This window comes from Candidatus Babeliales bacterium (genome assembly GCA_035944115.1).
In the GTDB taxonomy this organism is placed as follows: Bacteria; Babelota; Babeliae; order Babelales; family Vermiphilaceae; genus DASZBJ01.
Genome location: DASZBJ010000049.1, coordinates 1 through 18,201, shown reverse-complemented (window position 1 = coordinate 18,201; position 18,201 = coordinate 1). Strand labels below are relative to the sequence as shown.

At 40.0% G+C, this 18,201-nt stretch carries 17 protein-coding genes; 12 read left to right on the top strand and 5 right to left on the bottom strand.

All coding sequences use genetic code 11. From position 1 onward, the window contains the following. Positions 1 to 10 precede the first annotated feature (10 nt). The 8 genes from VGT41_06070 to VGT41_06035 all read left to right on the top strand — a co-directional run bounded on the left by VGT41_06070 (position 11) and on the right by VGT41_06035 (position 10,238). A complete protein-coding gene (locus tag VGT41_06070; protein ID HEV2601828.1) occupies positions 11 to 3,328 on the top strand; it encodes an ankyrin repeat domain-containing protein in 3,318 nt (1,105 codons plus the stop codon). Between the two features lie 463 nt (positions 3,329 to 3,791). Further along, entirely contained in the window at positions 3,792 to 5,114 is a 1,323-nt protein-coding gene (locus tag VGT41_06065; protein HEV2601827.1) for a glycine--tRNA ligase, read from the top strand. A gap of 172 nt (positions 5,115 to 5,286) precedes the next feature. Continuing rightward, positions 5,287 to 6,636 carry a potassium transporter TrkG gene (locus VGT41_06060; GenBank protein HEV2601826.1) on the top strand — a complete coding sequence of 450 codons (1,350 nt, stop codon included), beginning with the start codon at positions 5,287 to 5,289 and terminating at the stop codon, positions 6,634 to 6,636. Positions 6,637 to 6,660: 24 nt separating this feature from the next. Further along, positions 6,661 to 7,302: a TrkA family potassium uptake protein gene (locus tag VGT41_06055; GenBank protein HEV2601825.1), complete on the top strand. Its 642-nt coding sequence runs from the start codon at positions 6,661 to 6,663 to the stop codon at positions 7,300 to 7,302. Between the two features lie 65 nt (positions 7,303 to 7,367). Further along, a complete protein-coding gene (locus VGT41_06050; protein ID HEV2601824.1) occupies positions 7,368 to 8,159 on the top strand; it encodes a hypothetical protein in 792 nt (263 codons plus the stop codon). A gap of 136 nt (positions 8,160 to 8,295) precedes the next feature. Continuing rightward, entirely contained in the window at positions 8,296 to 8,643 is a 348-nt protein-coding gene (locus VGT41_06045; protein ID HEV2601823.1) for an IS630 transposase-related protein, read from the top strand. Then, positions 8,615 to 9,178, top strand: a complete 564-nt coding sequence (locus VGT41_06040) for an IS630 family transposase (protein HEV2601822.1) — start codon at positions 8,615 to 8,617, stop codon at positions 9,176 to 9,178. The genes VGT41_06045 and VGT41_06040 overlap by 29 nt, the downstream gene beginning before the upstream one ends. A gap of 160 nt (positions 9,179 to 9,338) precedes the next feature. Then, the gene (locus VGT41_06035) at positions 9,339 to 10,238 is read left to right on the top strand and encodes a hypothetical protein (GenBank protein ID HEV2601821.1); all 900 of its coding nucleotides are present in this window, start codon (positions 9,339 to 9,341) and stop codon (positions 10,236 to 10,238) included. 83 nt (positions 10,239 to 10,321) lie between these two features. Here the strand turns inward: VGT41_06035 and rplU are convergent, their stop codons facing one another. Next, positions 10,322 to 10,666, bottom strand: a complete 345-nt coding sequence (gene rplU, locus VGT41_06030) for a 50S ribosomal protein L21 (GenBank protein HEV2601820.1) — start codon at positions 10,664 to 10,666, stop codon at positions 10,322 to 10,324. Positions 10,667 to 10,927: 261 nt separating this feature from the next. Here rplU and VGT41_06025 point away from each other — a divergent pair, with 261 nt between their 5' ends. The 4 genes from VGT41_06025 to VGT41_06010 are packed head-to-tail and all read left to right on the top strand — an operon-like array spanning position 10,928 to position 13,425. Beyond that, a complete protein-coding gene (locus tag VGT41_06025; protein ID HEV2601819.1) occupies positions 10,928 to 11,692 on the top strand; it encodes a hypothetical protein in 765 nt (254 codons plus the stop codon). Between the two features lie 23 nt (positions 11,693 to 11,715). Continuing rightward, positions 11,716 to 12,093: a hypothetical protein gene (locus VGT41_06020; GenBank protein ID HEV2601818.1), complete on the top strand. Its 378-nt coding sequence runs from the start codon at positions 11,716 to 11,718 to the stop codon at positions 12,091 to 12,093. After that, positions 12,094 to 12,771, top strand: coding sequence for a hypothetical protein (locus tag VGT41_06015; GenBank protein ID HEV2601817.1), 678 nt, complete (start codon positions 12,094 to 12,096; stop codon positions 12,769 to 12,771). It begins immediately after the preceding gene. Between the two features lie 27 nt (positions 12,772 to 12,798). Then, on the top strand, positions 12,799 to 13,425 hold the full coding sequence (locus VGT41_06010) for a hypothetical protein (protein HEV2601816.1): 627 nt from the start codon (positions 12,799 to 12,801) through the stop codon (positions 13,423 to 13,425). Between the two features lie 4 nt (positions 13,426 to 13,429). On the opposite strand, the gene mutS is transcribed toward VGT41_06010, so the two are convergent. From mutS to VGT41_05990, 4 genes are all read right to left on the bottom strand, one after another. After that, positions 13,430 to 16,051, bottom strand: coding sequence for a DNA mismatch repair protein MutS (gene mutS, locus VGT41_06005; GenBank protein ID HEV2601815.1), 2,622 nt, complete (start codon positions 16,049 to 16,051; stop codon positions 13,430 to 13,432). 126 nt (positions 16,052 to 16,177) lie between these two features. Further along, positions 16,178 to 16,864, bottom strand: a complete 687-nt coding sequence (locus VGT41_06000) for a hypothetical protein (protein ID HEV2601814.1) — start codon at positions 16,862 to 16,864, stop codon at positions 16,178 to 16,180. A gap of 66 nt (positions 16,865 to 16,930) precedes the next feature. Next, on the bottom strand, positions 16,931 to 18,091 hold the full coding sequence (locus VGT41_05995) for a hypothetical protein (GenBank protein HEV2601813.1): 1,161 nt from the start codon (positions 18,089 to 18,091) through the stop codon (positions 16,931 to 16,933). Next, positions 18,079 to 18,201 (bottom strand): IS5/IS1182 family transposase (locus VGT41_05990; protein HEV2601812.1); only part of this gene is annotated, 123 nt, incomplete at its 5' end. The genes VGT41_05995 and VGT41_05990, both read right to left, overlap by 13 nt.

The window sequence follows — 18,201 nt, the reverse complement described above, 5'->3', positions numbered from 1 at the left end:
GGAGATCTCAGTGAAGCTCAACAAAACCATTATCCAACTCGTGATAGTAACTATGCTCTGTGGGATATTACCGTGTTTTGCAATGCAACCTGATCCAATAGAGCCGCCGCGGATTACCGATGCTTTTAAACAATATCATGGCGATTTGGAAAACGATGACCTCATTCGTTCCATTACATATTGGGTCGCAAAAGGTGTTGATGTTAATTTCACTGACGCTTTTAGCCAAACCTTACTCTATTTAGCCATCCTCAGCAACAAGCCTGGATTGGTTTGGTTTTTAATTAAGCACCAAGCCGATGTTGAAATGAAAAATCAGTATGGTGCAACTCCATTAAGTCTTGCAAGTAGCAAAGGCAATATACGAATTATCAAGCTGCTCCTAGAAGATGGCAATGCCAATATCGAAAGTAAGGGCAAAGCTGGGCAAACACCGTTAATCGATGCCATTCAATCGCATCAGCTGCCGGCGGTAGAGTTGCTGTTGAATCACAATGCCAATATTGAAGCAAAAAGCCACAGTGGCCTAACGGCATTAGATTACGCAATCTACGATGATGCACTAAAGATAGCAACGCTTTTATTGCAAAAAGGAGCGAAATGCGATGATATAGCAATGAGCATTCTTTTCAATCAAGCAATGGAAAAAGGCGATCAAGCATTAATAGAAGAATTATTCAAGCGCGGCATGAGTATTGAAACTCAGAATAAAAAAGGCATAACGCCAATAATGCAAGCAATCTCGGAAAAGCATTTGGAATCAATTAGGGTATTGCTTGATCACGATGCTCGTATCGAACCGGCACAAGCAGAACTAATTTTTGATCTGGCGCTCCATAATCACCACAGTGGCCTGATCAAATCCTTACAGGCACGTGGATTTAAAACTGATTTTAATAAGTACACTCCCTATGGTGAAACACCATTAACCGACAGCATTATCAACGATGATTACGATACGATCGAGTTTTTAATACAACAAGGAGCAGACCCCAGCGTAAAAAACAAGGCTGGGTTTAATGCTTTTCATTACGCACAAAACAACAGTAAGCTCCTGCATATTTTGAATCAAAATGTGCAGGGAATAAAGGCCATAATCAATGCAGCTGCAGCTGAAATATCGCAAGAAGCATTACTCACACCAACCGAGATCCATTATCAAAAATTTCATGAGGTAGTAGACGCATACTATGATAAAAGCAAACGACATAAAGAAACAAAGCAACCCGTATTGCAAGATCCGATTGTAAAAGAATGTATTGAAAAAGAGCGTGTTGCATATCAGCAGGGAAACTACGTTTTTTATCGTGCTGAGCCCGGCAAATACAGAGTATATGAATTCTTCTTGGATGAACTGCATCAATTACTTAGACCGCTTATCAAAACAAAGAAATCATTTATTTTTACCCGTTTTTTTGAACAAGCACCTCAACAACAAACCATTAATGAGTACCTCAACACACAACCATGGAGTGTGTATAAGCCTCAGAATATTTTACTATCGGCCAACATACCATTATTTGGAAACATCAGTCACCTGTCAAGCTGTACGTGGGAGTATTTTGCAAAAAATGCTGAGGCACAAGGCGGCGCTGAACCATCCGAGCTATTTGCTCATATTTTTGATGCATACGGTTTCAATAAAAATTATATTGAGCCATTATTGCATCTGAGTAAAAGTTTAGAAGATGCCGCATCGTTACAACAAATCATTATTCCTCAGCATATTGTAGATAATGTAGTAACGCTTTCCACCTCTGGTTATTGTATTCCCTGGCAAAACATAGTAGAGGAATCCTGCTGGGATCCATCGGCAATAAGTACAACTCCTACGTTGGAACCTAAATTAGGCCGCCATACCTGCATTTCAACGATCATAGATAAGTATAGACAAGAACAAATTGACATTGATGATGCTTTGCAAGTAAGAATACTCACCAATGCCCTTTATACGCTCAATCCCGAAAGTGGTATCACATTCAATCTATATACAGACCTCTCCAAGCAAAAAATAATTGATTTAAAAAATCACGTGAAAATGATTGCTGATACCGTCTTTGGTGAATGGCTTGCTAGGCAAATAGGGAGCGATAACAAACCAATAAGTATTGACAGTGAAGAATTCCGCACACTTTTGACACACTATGGCAAAAGCGACCCCGCTCGGCAAAAATCATTCTTTGATGCCTTTAAAGCTGCAAATGCACACAAAAATCCCGCGCTCGAAGAAGAAATGCACGAAGAAACAAAAGAAGCTGCTGAGGTAAGTGTCAGAGATAGAGCGCAAGCGGTTACACAGCAAGCTGCACGCGTAGCTCACGAAGAGATAGAATCGGGAGCACGGCTCAAAAGAAAACAATTTACCAAAAAATTGCACCCGCTTGAACCAGCAACGATATGGCAAGCGTATGCTAAACTGCAGGGATTATTAAATGATGAAACTATTATAGACTCATTCATCCAAGATTGTGCACGAGATGAGGTTCACAACGCATTTATTCCTGAAAAGACTGCGGCCATTGCGCGTATTGCCACCTACAACGTCCATTTCTGGACGGATCCGTTCAAAAAAACAAACTATGAAGAAATTATTAAAACAATTAAAACCATAAACGCTGACATTCTACTCCTGCAAGAGGTTGAATTATTTGAGAACAAAAAAATTGAAGAAGAATTGAGGACAATGGGATATGTGTATCAACCGTTTATGCCCATGGATCAAATAGGAAAAAATCGTTTTGGCAATATGATCCTTTCAAAATATCCGCTTATGAGACCACCATTTCAACATATATATGAATCAAGTAAAGACAAAGAAGAAAAACGAAATTTTATTAATGTAATAATACAACTCCCCGATACCAATACTCTATCAATCTATGGCACCCACCTGAATGTGCGGGATGAAACAGGCGCAATACGCCTGCAAGAAGCAGCGGAGCTTATGGAATTTGTGAAAAAAGACACGACCAAAAACATTCTATTAGCTGGCGATTGGAATGCCGTAAGACCAAAAGATTATCAATACAAAGTTGCAGATACATCAGTATGGAAGATCCACACAACAGAATTTTTACAAAGAGCAGGAAAACAAAAAGGACTCAACAAAATACCAACCGAAGCCCTTCAGTACATTGAAAAAAATGGATTTAAAGACTGTTTTACAAAAGCTGGTATTAATGGCCCCTATTATACGGTTTGGACCGGGACAATTGTTGATTTTATATTCTGCTGCAAATCATGGAATCTTCCTATTGATGGCTGTTATATCTACTTTAGCGCTGCAAGTGATCATTTACCAGTAATTATGGATGTAAAAATTGGATAAAACACAAAGCTCATTTTCTATCCAATTACTTTATACTGCAGTTAAAAAGTCGCGTCCAGATTGGACGCATTTATTTCTGGATGGTGACGTTCGCCAAGGCTCTCTCACCATGACTGCAAGAGAACGCCAACCGTGCTAGAAATATGTATCTATACTACATTGTTTTATATTTCGAATAAGCCCCTTTCCACGAAACTATCCCATACTATTGCCCCTAACTATAAGACATAGGAGATTGCCTACTGTCATTATGAATGGAGCCATAAGCGGAATGTAATAATCCAGAATTCGTGCGTCCAACCTGGACGCGACATAATAGTGATCAAAGGCGGTTACTCGCGTTAAATAACCATGCGCCCCCCTTCAGGCATTCTCAATTATTTGATTCATAATTGATTACTCTATATTCTTATACTTCTTATACTGAGTGATGATTGTATAACATACTATAGGAAACAACTCTATGAATACCCCCACTACTTCTCCAGTTACTTTAGAAAAAATCGTCGCGCTCTGTAAGCGCCGTGGTTTTGTATATCAAGCTGCTGAAATTTACGGAGGGCTCAACGGAGTATACGATTACGGCCCTCTTGGCACACTCATGAAAGATAATATTCGTGCCGCATGGAAACAATCGCTCACACAAAGTCCACACTCTATAGTATTTCTTGATGGATCCATTTTAGGATCTCAACAGGTATGGCAAGCATCGGGGCATGTACAAAACTTTAATGACCCCATGGTTGATTGCCTTAACTGTAAAAAACGGTACCGCACTGACGATGGCAGCATCGATCTTAATAAGCCATGCCCCCATTGTGGTATCAAATCGTGGACCGAAGTTCGTCAATTTAACATGATGTTTAAAACCGATATCGGTGCCGCAGCCGCTGAAGGTTCTATTGCGTATTTACGCCCAGAAACAGCACAATCGGTATTTGTTAACTTTAAAAACGTATTTTCTTCGACTCGAGTAAAAATACCATTTGGTATTGCACAAATTGGTAAAGCATTCCGTAATGAAATTACGCCAAAGCAATTTTTGTTCCGAATGCGCGAATTTGAACAGATGGAACTTGAATGGTTCTGCAAAGGGGAAAATGCCCTTGCTGATTTTAAAATGTGGAGCCAAGAACGTCTTAATTTTTATAAAAAAATCGGAATAACACCAGAAAAGATTAGATTACGTCCTCATGCCTCAGATGAACTAGCCCATTATTCAACTCAATGCGTTGATGTAGAATATGAATTTCCTTTCGGCTGGAAAGAGTTAGAAGGCATCGCACATCGGGGTACCTTTGATCTGACGCAACATAGCACCCATTCAGGAAAAGACCTTTCCTTGTTTGATGATGAAACTAAAACATCATATACTCCGACGGTAGTTGAATGCTCTGTTGGCGTTGATCGCCTTTTCTTAACCACATTATTTGATGCTTATACAGAAGATGTAGTTGATGGAGAAACGCGGATACTGCTTAAATTATCTCCTACCATTGCACCAATAAAAGCAGCCTTTTTACCACTGGTTAAAAAACAATCCGGCCAGATGGAACGACTGTTTATCGACGTAAAAAAATCGGGCATCGCCGTACAATTTGATGAATCAGCATCGATTGGAAAACGATATCGCCGGTATGATGAAATCGGAACACCATTGTGCTTTACGTACGATTTTGAAAGCGAAGAAACACAAACAATCACGGTGCGATCTCGTGACACCACTGAGCAAAAACGGATCAGTATCGATAGCGTCCTCGATTACATTAAACGAGAACTTATTTAATACAATAACCCGCTATTCTGCTTGTATTACGTAGCTGTCTATGCACAAATCTTTACGCCTATGGTGCATTTGCATACACTACTGCAATAGAAGCAGTGTCAGATCTGCCTATCATCATGAAAACTATATATCTTGTTGCAGCATTTTTATTCAATTGTAAGGAATATAATTAATGAGTAGTAAAAAAAGAATGCATCTTTCGCCCCCCTTAATTATTTTCTTATCCGTCGTCGGAACCATTTTTATAGGCACTGCCCTCCTTGCATTGCCCTGGTCCCAGGAGCATCCCATTTCTTACATCGATCTCTTATTCACGGCAACTTCAATGACCTGTGTAACCGGACTGACCACCGTACCACTGAGCAGCTTTACTCCTTTTGGCAAGGCAATCATTCTCATACTCATTCAAATTGGTGGGCTTGGATTGGTAACATTAACTATGTCTTTGATGTCATTGTTTATGAATTTCGGCTTTGCCACTCAACTTATGGCAGGGAAAATATTTGAACTTGAATCGTGGCATAATATTAAACGATTAATTTTGTTTATTCTTGGCATCACCCTATTTTTTGAACTCATCGGCACCGGCGTTATATATTGGGTATTGTATGATCATTATCCACACTATGACGCGCTTTTTTTATCTGCGTTCCATGCAATTAGCTCGTTTTGCAATGGCGGCATCAGCCTCATTGATAAAAATCGATTACTCGATATCGCAAGTCCTATCATGATTGTAACCACGACTATCTTAATACTATCCGGTGGGCTCGGATTTATCACCTGGAAAGAAATCCTTCTGTATATTCGATCTATTCGAAGAAAAAAGAAATATCACTTTTCATTGAGCAGTAAAATTGTACTCTATGCGACAGGTCTTTTTATCGCACTATCCACCATCATAATTTTTGCCCTTGAATATTCGCATTCATTCGCGCACATGTCATTACCGCAAGCACTTCTTAATTCATTTTTTTATGCGGTATCATTCCGTGGCACTGGGTTTTTAACCGTTGACATTCATAGCTTTCACAACGCAACGCTCTTTCTTGCACTCATTACTGCATTCATCGGCTCATCTCCTGTATCAACTGGAAGTGGTATCAAACTCACCACACTTGCGATATTCTTTGCCACCATAAAATCTGCAATATCCGAACGCAATGCAGTAGAAATTAAAGAGCGATCAATTGAAAAAGATCAAGTAAATAAGGCATTTGCAATTGTATCACTGAGCCTCATTTGGATTACCCTGACTATTTTCTGCCTGCTGATCATTGAATCTCATCATAATTTCTTCCCCCTCTTTTTCGAAACAATATCGGCCTTTACCACTCTTGGGCTTTCAACCGGTATCACCGCTTCTCTCAGTACATTAGGAAAAGTAATTATCACTATCAGTATGTTAATAGGACGTATCGGATCACTCACGTTAGTCTTAGCGCTGCGATCATTTACACTCAAACGCACCCATGATGTCACCGAGTTTTCTTATCCGAAAGAACGTGTAATATTAACATAAAATGATACTAGCTATAGGAATACTATGAAATTTTGTATAATCGGACTAGGCCGTTTCGGCTACCAAGTTGCAACCGGACTTGCTGAAAATGGCATGGAAGTGCTTGCAATCGATAGCAGCGAAACTATTATCGCTTCCATCAGAGATTTGGTCACTCACGCTATTTGTATGCGCGTTATTGATGAAACATCGCTCACCAACATTGGCGTACAAGAAATGGACACCGTCGTAGTGGCAACTGGAGAGGATTTTGCACAAACCATTTTAATCACCGCGCTTCTTAAAAAGAGATTGCACATTAAACATGTAATCGCACGTGCTATTAACGACATTCATCGAGAAATTTTATATCTTACCGGTGCAGACGAAGTGGTGCTTCCTGAGCGAGAAATTGGCATCAGACTTGCGGGAACCCTAAGTCATCCATTTACCGAGCTCCTGCAACTTAATAATCGATTTTCAATAAGCCAAATAAAGGCACCCGATGCATTTGTGGGTAAAACCATACAAAAACTAGCACTGTATAAGACATATCAAGTGCATTGCATTGCGGTAAAACTAGCAGAAGAAATTGTATCGGTAAGCCCAGAATATCAAGTCCAAAAAGATGATATCTTACTGCTGTCTGGTAACAATAAAGATCTAGAAAAAATGGCACGATTATAAGCAATACATAAAAAACTGCCTTTCTTCTTTCTGCATACAAAATTCTTTTAAAGGATATCTACGACATGAAATACGCACAATTACTTCTTTTCACCATACCTGCCCTAATACTTTCTTCCCATGCATCATTGCACTCTGCTGCTGATACAGATCAAAAAGCACCATTAACAGAGGCGCGGAAATACTTAAATGTAACATTACAAGAGAACTTAAAAAAGATACGTCTGGAATCCTTCATAAGCACTCAAATAGCTTTTGCTCGAATGGCAAACCAGTCCCAAGATAGATTACGTGAAATTGGCTCCTTCTTTGAGAAAGAACACAACGAAATCACTGACTTAAAAAATCCGCGCTGGTCATGCTATAGAGAATGTCTTGCAGACCAAGTAGCGCATGCACGGGCCATCATCGATGATACAGACAGTTCAGGTCTGACAACAAGCTCTTCCGATGTAGAGGTACATAACGAAAGTGTAATCGTTGCCACAGAATGCTGGAAAAAGGTGCTCAATCAAAAAGTTCCATTTTCAAAGGTCTTATTTCCTACTGTAATACCACAAGGACCTTTACCGGTGATTATTATCAATACTATAGCTCGCCCATCATATATAAAAGGTACTGTGTATACTCATCCAGGAATCGGAGCGGCTGTATATACTCTGATGACGCTTGTAGAACGACAACGAAAAACAACCGTTGGCAGCTTTTTAAAATGGGTGTCCGCTGCGCACTGCACCGTAAGCATGCTGCATAATCTACAAGAATGCCACCGGTGGGCTAAGGTATACGAAAAGCGTCGAGCCAAATATGAGCGTTCAATGTCTCCTTTGCTGAAGCAGCTCATTAATAAAAAGTGATGCACGACAAAAAACCATCAGGAGTTTATAAAAGGGCCGCTTTGTATAAAGCGACCCTTTTTTGTTCTTTATATATAGCTTCTTCCTTTTAGTTCTACACAAATATGGTAGTCTATCTCAAACCAAAGGAGAAAACATGCCATATAGTGTTGATTTGAGAAAGCGGGTAATAGCAGCAATTAATGAAAAAATGCCTGTAGAAACTGCTGCAAAAGTATTTCAGTTATCAAGAAAGGTTATTTATAATTGGATTGATTTACAAAAAGAGACAAATAGCCTGGAGCCCAAAACGGGTTATCAAAAAGGTCATAGTCATAAAATTACAGACCTTGAAGCATTCACAAAATTTGTAAAAAATAATCAAAACTGTTCTCTTCCTAAATTTATGCTTGCATGGGAAAAGTTGACGGGTGTAAAAGTATCCCAAAGCGTTATGCAGCGCGCTCTTAAAAAGATTGGTTATACATCAAAAAAAAACGTTTAAATATGCCGAAGCAAATCAACAAAAGCGAGAATTATTCTTAGAAGAAATAAGGGATATCGATCCTGCTCTGATTGTTTATTCTGACGAAACGGGAATTGATGACAACGAAGTTCCACGTACCGGCTGGTCTCCAAAGGGAGAGCGTTGTCATGCAGTAAAAAGAGCAGAGCGTAAAACGCGATATAATATAACTGCTGCACTTAATTTGAATATCTTATTTGCACCATTTATATTTGAAGGATATTCAAATGCCTCTGTTTATGAGACTTACGTAGAGCGTATTTTAGCTCCCGCATTAAAACCTGGTATGGTCCTTATAATAGACAATGCCAGTTTTCATAAATCAAAAAAAGTTATTCAGCTTATTGAGGCTGTAAATTGCAGGGTGATCTTTTTGCCCCCATATTCACCAGACTTTAATCCAATAGAACATCATTGGCACTCTGTAAAACACGCAATCAAAACTGCTGCCGAAGTAATAAATGATTTTTATGAGGCTGCCGTTCAAACATTAGGAACAATGTGTACGATTTAATGGTTTAAGCTATATCAATTTTAAATCGATTCAATACGAATAACTGTTTATCAAGATAACCCTATTTCCCCCTTCAACCACGCTCTCTTTGATCATTCAAATAGAAAACCGTATACTATCCTTATAGAATATAAAACAATTCAAAAATGAGGAGATATGTATGAAAATCACAAAATTAACTTTTTTAGCCTTAGCTGGCATTTTTATAGGCTCAAAGACATGTCTTGGTGCCGATGCACACGCCCAACGCGCCGAATTCCAATCTGCGCAAGCCCATTGGGCTGGATTGCAAGCAAGGAATTTGAAAGAAGTAGCTAATAACTTCAGCCGCAGCTGTGATGCGAAAATTATGGAAGATGGCAAAGAAATTTCCCAATGCGACAGCGATCATGTACACTGTCTGCTAACTCTTCAGCACGGATTGATGGGTGATATTAAAAGTACACTTGCCAATAATTCTGACGCGTTTACCAGATTAGACACATTACCAGCTGACGCGCGGCTAAGGACTGCGCAAGAGTTTACACCTGCCATTAAGGCGCTAAAAAATGCTTTCGATACTTTTGAGTTTCAATACTATCTGCCAAATGATCCGTCAAGACGCCAAGAGTGTTATGCCGCATGCCTAGATAAACAACGAGATCACGTACACAAAATCAACAGAGTTTTAACTACTTTAACAACATCGCAAGACATGCCCGAATGCGGATGGGATTATCCTAACGATAGCACTTCGGCACTTTTTAATCTTTGCGAACAAAGCAAAGAACTCGCTGAAAAATGCAAAAACACCATGGACTGGCATTACTTTCCAGAGCCATCGCGCATTAAAAACATATTTTTTTCACGCTCACTATACAATCCCATTGCAGGCATCCTTTGCGTAGCCGCTACAAAAGCATATGAAAAAGTGAAGAAATCCAACCAAAGCCCAATCCTTATGCGAGGAATTCAATGTGCATCTGCGGGACAAGCACTGCTCGGTACGTACAGGGGTATAGTAGAGTATAATAAGCAAGTTGCACGCCGTAACTATTTAGCCTGCAACCGCGTATTCTGATTAATACCGATATCATAAAAAACAAACTGGCCGCTTTGTAATCTCTTACAAAGCGGCCAGTTTTATATTTCTACAATTAAATCTTAAATCGATTCAATACGGATAACCGTGATCAATTGACGGTGTCCACGTTTTACACGCACCTTTTTACGGCGTTTGAATTTGAAAACAATAACTTTGGGACCTTTCATCTGCTTAACAATAGAAGCTTTGATAGCTCCGGTTAAAAATGGGGTTCCTACATGAAACGAACCATCCATATCTTTTCTGAAAAGCACTTCCGCGAATTCTATAATCGCTCCTGCTTCCCCTTCAATCTTTTCAATAGCTACTGTTTTACCTTCTATAGCCTGGTACTGCTTGCTCCCGTTCTGGAAAATGGCATACTTACTGAATTCAGGCTTGTTCTCTTTTCTCATCGTTTCCATAATATAGTCCTGTAAAGTTCATCGAAAAACCAATAAATACAAACAATGCACGTCTGTATCAAATATCTTACTCTACAATTGTATCAAACAAGAAAATGAAGTCCAGAATAATAGTATTTTACGCCTTAAAATATCAAAGTCGGCCGCTATCATTAGCCGTGATGGGTTTCTATATGAAACAATTCATGTTATATTTAAAAAAACATGATAAAATATTTACAATTGAGACAAAAGCATAAACAATCCTTAAGGAATAACGGTATGAAAAGAATCAAGCGCTCATCACTATTTGTATCACTTTTGATTTCAACCCCCATTTTTAGCCCCTGCTATGGGATGCAAGACGAATATGGCATCCCATCTAATATCCCAAAAAAACTGTCCGCAAAAATAGCATTTTTCAGGGAAAACCCCACCACATCATGCTATTCACGAGAAACATTGGCTGCAGTAACTGATTATTCCACTTTTCCCACTGAAGCATTAAAAAATATAGCAGAATGGGAGTTTTGCATGGCAGAAAGTCTAGACAAACAAGCAGAAGCTCTTGCTCGCAAAATTTATAATATATCTCCTGATAACATTCCTCACTGCCCTTCTGTGAAACCACATAGCCACCTACCGCCCGAGGAACACTATCGGCAGTTAATGCATTTGTCCAATAAAGCAACTATCAGCGGAAGAAAGATATATGAGACAATCGCTAATCGTTATATCTACGAAAACAATATACAGGAGGCCAGTTTATACATCAGGGCTTTAGGGTCTCATTATGTATCCAAGAGTATCGGACAACTCTACGCGGATCCTCGCCACAAAGTACATGCCATACAATTATGCTTTCTAGCAGGACAATACTTTAAAGATGCTGATTTCATTAACCGAGGAAAAGAACTTCAAGCCTTATATATGAATGCAATTAAAAAGAACTACGTTCCCCGTTACCCAATGCTCGGCCGAGCTCAAACCGACGAACTGCTAGAACAAAAACAAGCACGCCGCCTCTTACGAAAAAAATCAGTATAAAACACTACAACACAGGAAAATATATGAAAAAATACGTAACATCATCTTTATGTACCGCCTTAGCCCTTCTGGCCTGCGCATTTACTCCTTGTTATGCGATGAACAAAAAACAACAACTTGCACAAAGCGCTGGCGGTGCGCATGTGATAACCGGAAGATCACAAAGATATGTACCACCGAAAATAGCATCGCGTAATCAAAATAATAATGGATCATCTCAAGGCGCACCGGCTAAAAAACCAGCGATAAAACCTCTAGAGAACGCTTATAACATACTCCCTAGTCTTGTAGGAATGGGAAATGAAATAGTGGGAGCGGTATATGTAGGAGGCCCCAATCCACTTGTACAAATGGGACACAACCTGCTAATTCAACAACAACAGAAACTCAAAAATAACTAAATGTATCATGGATATAACGCAACCTTTCCCCGTGCAACCATAACCGGAAGTATTAAAGTGAAATTATTAGCAACACCAGCTTTCCATAGCTTCTTTGTATTATCTCTTGTAATGCAAAATTTTTGCCATGCTGCAGACAATAATCCTCATAATCTTTCTCTCGCGGAGCGAGCACGGCTCACTAATTTCAGTAGATTTCCCGTCACAAAACTACAAAAAATACAGTCTTGGGAAAAAAGCATGGCTGAAAAACTTAGCCTACAAGTAAATGCTATGCCAAAAAAAGATCCACAAAGAGAAAAACTTGAAGGGTTGCGAGACGAATCGTATAAAATAGCACAAACAATTTTTGAAAAACATCTTTCTCTCAGATATACTTGCCTTTCAAAAGAACATGCGCGCAAACAGGATTTTTCAAAAGCCTTCCATTATACCATCCTTCTTGGCGCTGATACTGTATACCAAACAATCGATACACTTTTAGCAGCATCTTATCATCAACATGCAATCAGCCTTTGTTTCCAAGCGGGACAAGAACTCAACGATGCCAAATTTACCCATTACGCACACCAACTGCTCAATACGTATCGCTCTATGATAGATACCCCTTCCGCCCACATTCTTTCCAGCACTCAAGAAAAACGATTACAACGAAGAACAAAGCAGAATCCATACTAATCACATAAAACAGAAAGGTATTACATTATGAAATTGTTAAAGCAAAAATCTATGCTTTTTATGTGCATGTTCAGTGCTCTAACTGCTGCATGCTATGGCGCATATGAAATTAGTGTTGACAGTAACGCACCCGTTACTGTGGCTGACCGTAAACCATATGATGATTATAAATTTAGAGCAAGCTTATCGTTAAAACAACTTGAAACTATCGCACAATGGGAACGAGGAATGGATTATAAATTAGCTTATAAATTAAACATTATAAATAGTATGAAAAAATCTATATCTCCTCAAGATTCTCATGCACGAAAGCTGCTAAAAAACGAACTGAGCACATTAAAAAAACATGCCCATCATACAGCAAAAAACTTGCACATCTTGCTTGCCGATAAAACCAAAGATAGTGATCCAAAAAAATCTGATGGCTTTACGATCGCCGCAGGAAGAAAAGCTGCACTGAATAAAGTAGATCAACTCATAGCAACAGGCGGAACCCAACGAGCTATGCAATTATGCTTTAATGCTGCGGCTGCGCTACGGAGCAATACGCTCCAAAAGAAGGGATTATCCTTATTACAACAATCTGCCCACCGCTCTGCCAAAACCCGCAACCATCGTAGGCATCGCAGTCACCATCCCTATAGAGAAGGATAATACATCAACTGTTGAGGCTTTTCAGCTGCCACAATATATCAAGCGCTTGTTTTGGCGATACATTGTCATAATCAATTGCCTGTAACAGGGTAAGTAGTTGCTCCTGATGATTCAATCGATTTTGCATGAGGAGCAGCTGACTCTGTAGATCCTGAGCTTCTTTTATCGTGTCAGCGTCTTTCTCGGCACGATCTATGCGTGCAGGAATCATACTCGGCAATTGCACGTGAGAAAACTCCGTTACCAAAATCTCTGCCCTATCAATAATCGATTGGGGAAGGTCTGCAAGCCGCGCTACTTCGATGCCAAAACTTCCATCTGCTACCCCTTTGATGATTTTATGCAAAAGAATGATACCCGTGGCAGTTTTTTTACTCGCTGCGTGATAGCTGACAATGCCAGGATAATTGTCTGCCAATGCGGTTAATTCATGATAATGAGTAGCAAACAAACAACGCGCTTGAATCTGCGTGTAAATATATTCGACCACCGCCTGTGCGATAGCAAGACCATCAAAGGTACTTGTTCCACGTCCAACCTCATCCAAAATAATCAAGCTATTTTTCGTTGCCTGCATACAGATAGTTGCCGTCTCTTCCATTTCTACTAAAAAAGTACTTTTTCCTTCTGCTACATTATCTCCCGCGCCAATTCGTGTAAACACCCGATCGAGTATCGGTATGTGTGCAGACTGTGCAGGAACGAATGAGCCACAATGCGCCATGATTGCAATCAATGCAACCTGGCGTAAATAGGTTGATTTACCGCCCATATTCGGCCCAGTAATAATCAACAATGATTGCGCATCAGTAAGCGCTATATCATTAGCAATGAAATGTGATGCAATAGTTTGCTCTACCACCGGATGGCGCCCTGCGACAATATACAGATCTTGATTGTCCACATATGTTGGTCGCACATAGTTATTATCATACGCCACACGGGCAAATCCAAGCAGTGCATCTACATGTGCAAGTGCATGTGCTGCCTTGCGTAACGAAGCAATGTGTTGTGCTACTTCACGCTTGACTGCTTCAAATAAATCTCGCTCACGACTTTCTATCTCTATTTGTGCACGTTCAATATCATACTGCAGTTTTTGCAGCTCATCGGTCACAAAGCGCTCTCTACCGACCAACGTTTGTCGACGAATATATTCGGCAGGAACTGCATCTAAATGGGTTTTAGTAACCTCTATATAATATCCATGTGCTTGCGTGTATCGAATTTTTAAAGAATTAATACCTGTTTTCTGTTGTTCGGCTCTTTCAAGCGCAATAATCTTGTGCTGCCCATGTTCTACCAAATTACGAATCTGATCCAATTGTGTATCAAATCCCTGTTTAATAATCCATTCCGTTGTGGTATCGGTATTAATGGCACGATATAAAAGATCATGTAATGATGAAAAATCCGCTAACGCATGAGCGATAGTTTTTAGTAATGAAACAGATGCATATGCAGCAAGTAATTGGGCAATAGCAGGGATCACCACCAGCAGGCGTGCAAGCGTACAATAATCGGTGTGCGTAGCACGATACAGCGCTATACGCCCTACCAGCCGCTCAATGTCTCCCACTTGTTGCAACAATTCTTTTAGTTGCTGCATCAACACAATTGAATTCATGTATTGTGCCACCACCTCTTGCCGCTGGAGTATCGTATGCTTACTAATAAGCGGACGCATAATCCATTTTTTAATAGTGCGCGATCCCATTGGCGTAACCGCACCATCGAGTACGGAAAATAGCGTGTGGGCGCGACTGCCATCCTGATTATTTTTAACCAACTCTAAATTACGTTGTGTTGCACCATCAAGGAGTAAAAAATCTTCCGGCTCATACCAAGAAAAGTTCATCACTTGATGCGCCGCATGCATATTTGTTTTACACATATACCGGTAAAACATCTGCATCGACTCATTAACCGATGGATGTTGACGTACGATTGTTTGCGTTTGGCCGCTAAACCGCTGCAACCATGCTGCATAGGTATCATCGTATTGACTTACTTCATCAACTTTTGTCGTAAAATATCCAAGCCGCTTAAAATAGGATTCAAAGGGTTTTACTGTCTTTGTATTGGACAACAAGATTTCATCAGGAAAAAATCTCGTTAGCTCTGATTCTAATTTTTTTTCTGCATTAATCGGCAATACCGTTGCCATTAACTGCGCAGTCAACAACTCTCCAAACAATAACCCCCATGCATCTTGCAATGGTACGAATGCAAAGATATATGAAGCGGAACGCTCATCAAGAAGCTGCGCGTCGGTTAATGTTCCTGGCGTTAAAACACGCGTCACTCCACGCGCAACGATTTTTCCGGCTTGAGGATTTTCTAACTGATCGCACAACGCAACCTTAAATCCGCCACGCACGAGCTTTGCAAGATAATGATCGATTGCATGAATGGGCACCCCGCACAACGGAATGGGCACACCATTAATTGCGCCGCGTTGTGTAAGCGTGATACCTAAAAATGCAGATGCCCGCTGCGCATCCTCAAAAAACAGTTCATAAAAATCACCGACTTGGAACAACAAGATTGTATCTGCATGCTCTCGCTTGATTTCATAAAATTGTTGCATTAACGGTGTTAAGGATGATTTTTCTATATCGTTCATTTTCTTGCATGTTGATCAGTTGTTTAAATAATGAAGATTTTAGTATACAAAAAAACGGGCAAAATGCCCGTTAAATTTATAGTCGCGTCCATAACAGACGCGACTACATCTATTGATATGTGCTTATTATGGATTGATGATTGATCCATCACCTTCTAACTCAATCGTTTGAGGGCATTGATCGAAATCATTCAAACTCCATATAACGTACTTATGACAGTTTTGCCTTGCTACCAAAAAGCAGCCCTCATCACTTGTATGAATGGCAAGCGATGTTGTATGAGCATTATTCAATACAGCCTCCGGTAACGGTAAGCGAATCAACGGTGTATTGCCCCCCGCTCTATACCAGGCGCATACACTACTTACATTTTGTCGAGAATAATTTTCTACTGCAGCTATAAGAGTGCCATCTGAACTTACCGCCAAATGATCGATGGCTTCGCATATGCTATCGTGCCCTATATAATACAGCGCTCCATCCCCTGCGTGATTACCGTCAACTAGCCTTATATAACTACCCGGCACATTCTTTTTAAAGCTTCCTAATACCGTGAAGCGGCCATTTTCACTGATAGCACGATCTTCAATATGATCTTCATCACCTTCTGATGATGCTCGCATGTTGTCATTTGGTTCCAAATTTTTTTGCAACTTCATATGTGTATTAGATGCCTTAATCAAATCTTTCCATAACACTTGCCGTGGTGTTCTTGTAGTGTCATCGCTTGCCGCTCCTTGTAAAGTAGGTAAAACAGAAAAAGCTGCGAGCGTTATGAAAATATTCATGCTATATACCAAGCGTACATTCATAGAGTGAGTCCTTTTAGTAACGTGAAATTAATTATTAAACATCTATCATCAAAAAATTTCTAAAATTTATATTCCTAAGTTTTGTTGCCAAGACATGTCCTCACCATACTGTGCCTGTTCAATTCCTTTATTAAATAGTTTTTTGATTTGATCAAAATACCTTTCTTGCTGGCTTCTGATTCCAGCAAGACATTCCTCTCTCTCGCCTTTATCTGCAATGCACTCAACCTCATCATCCCGACTCAGCTCCAACTGATCAAATACCTCTAGCATTCTATCAATTGTCGGACGTGGAAACGCAGCAACATCGATTGCAGTGGTAATCATTTGCCATCCATCTATCTTTGCCTGATTTTCACAAAACTGTCCTGATTCACATGAACTACTATCACACACCTGCACATCACATGCTGTATTCGATTTAATTGAGAGCTTTGCTACTGGCCTCCAAAGATAACAAGACTTACTGTCTTTTTCTTCAGCCGTTTTTGCCCATGCATTCGTCACAACCAAACTACCGTCAGGGCTAACATATATATCTTCAGACACCATACCTCCCGATATGTCCATATCTGCAGGAAAAAAGTTTCTATCTTTAAAGTAAAAACGGTGCCGCCGAACATCGTTGTGTTCTAGAATATCTATCTCAGCCCCTTGACCCCCCTTGTTACAATGCTCAATCAATCGTGCTTCAGACAGCCCATCAACACTGGTAATAATATCGCCATAACCATGTGGCAGCTCACTGACCCCTAATCTTCTACCTTGATTGTTAGGCTCAGAACTCATACGTGTACCCGTCCTCAAATCCCACCGGCTTAGATAATGAACACGACATCTTACCACCACAGCGGTCAATACATAGCCATCAATCTGCATTGATTCTATATCTTGTGCGGATGCATTATCTTGCAATTTATCATGGTATATCTCGTTACCAGTTTTAAGATCCCACACATGTATCTCATCTATATTCGAGAAGCGCCCCCCAACCACATCTCCTGCTGCAAAAGCCAAATATTGTTTATCTGGGCTCATTGCAAATACCCGTGCATCAGGGTCTATGTTACCCATATTGAGTCCCGGCCCAACATCATATACACGACCATTAGCTGGGACTCGACCATTAGCTAGGACTGCTTGAAATCCGCAATCATTATCCTGCACTAACCGATATGCCCTTCTGCCTGGCTCTTCTAGGTTCTGTTGAGTTTTTATCGTAACCATAAACATGCTCCCACAAATGCAAGAAAAGACAGGAAATTGCGCTTTGATTTATCAAAACGTGAAAAAACCCGTCTAAAATGTTTCATTTTTCCGAAGCAACATTCTATTAA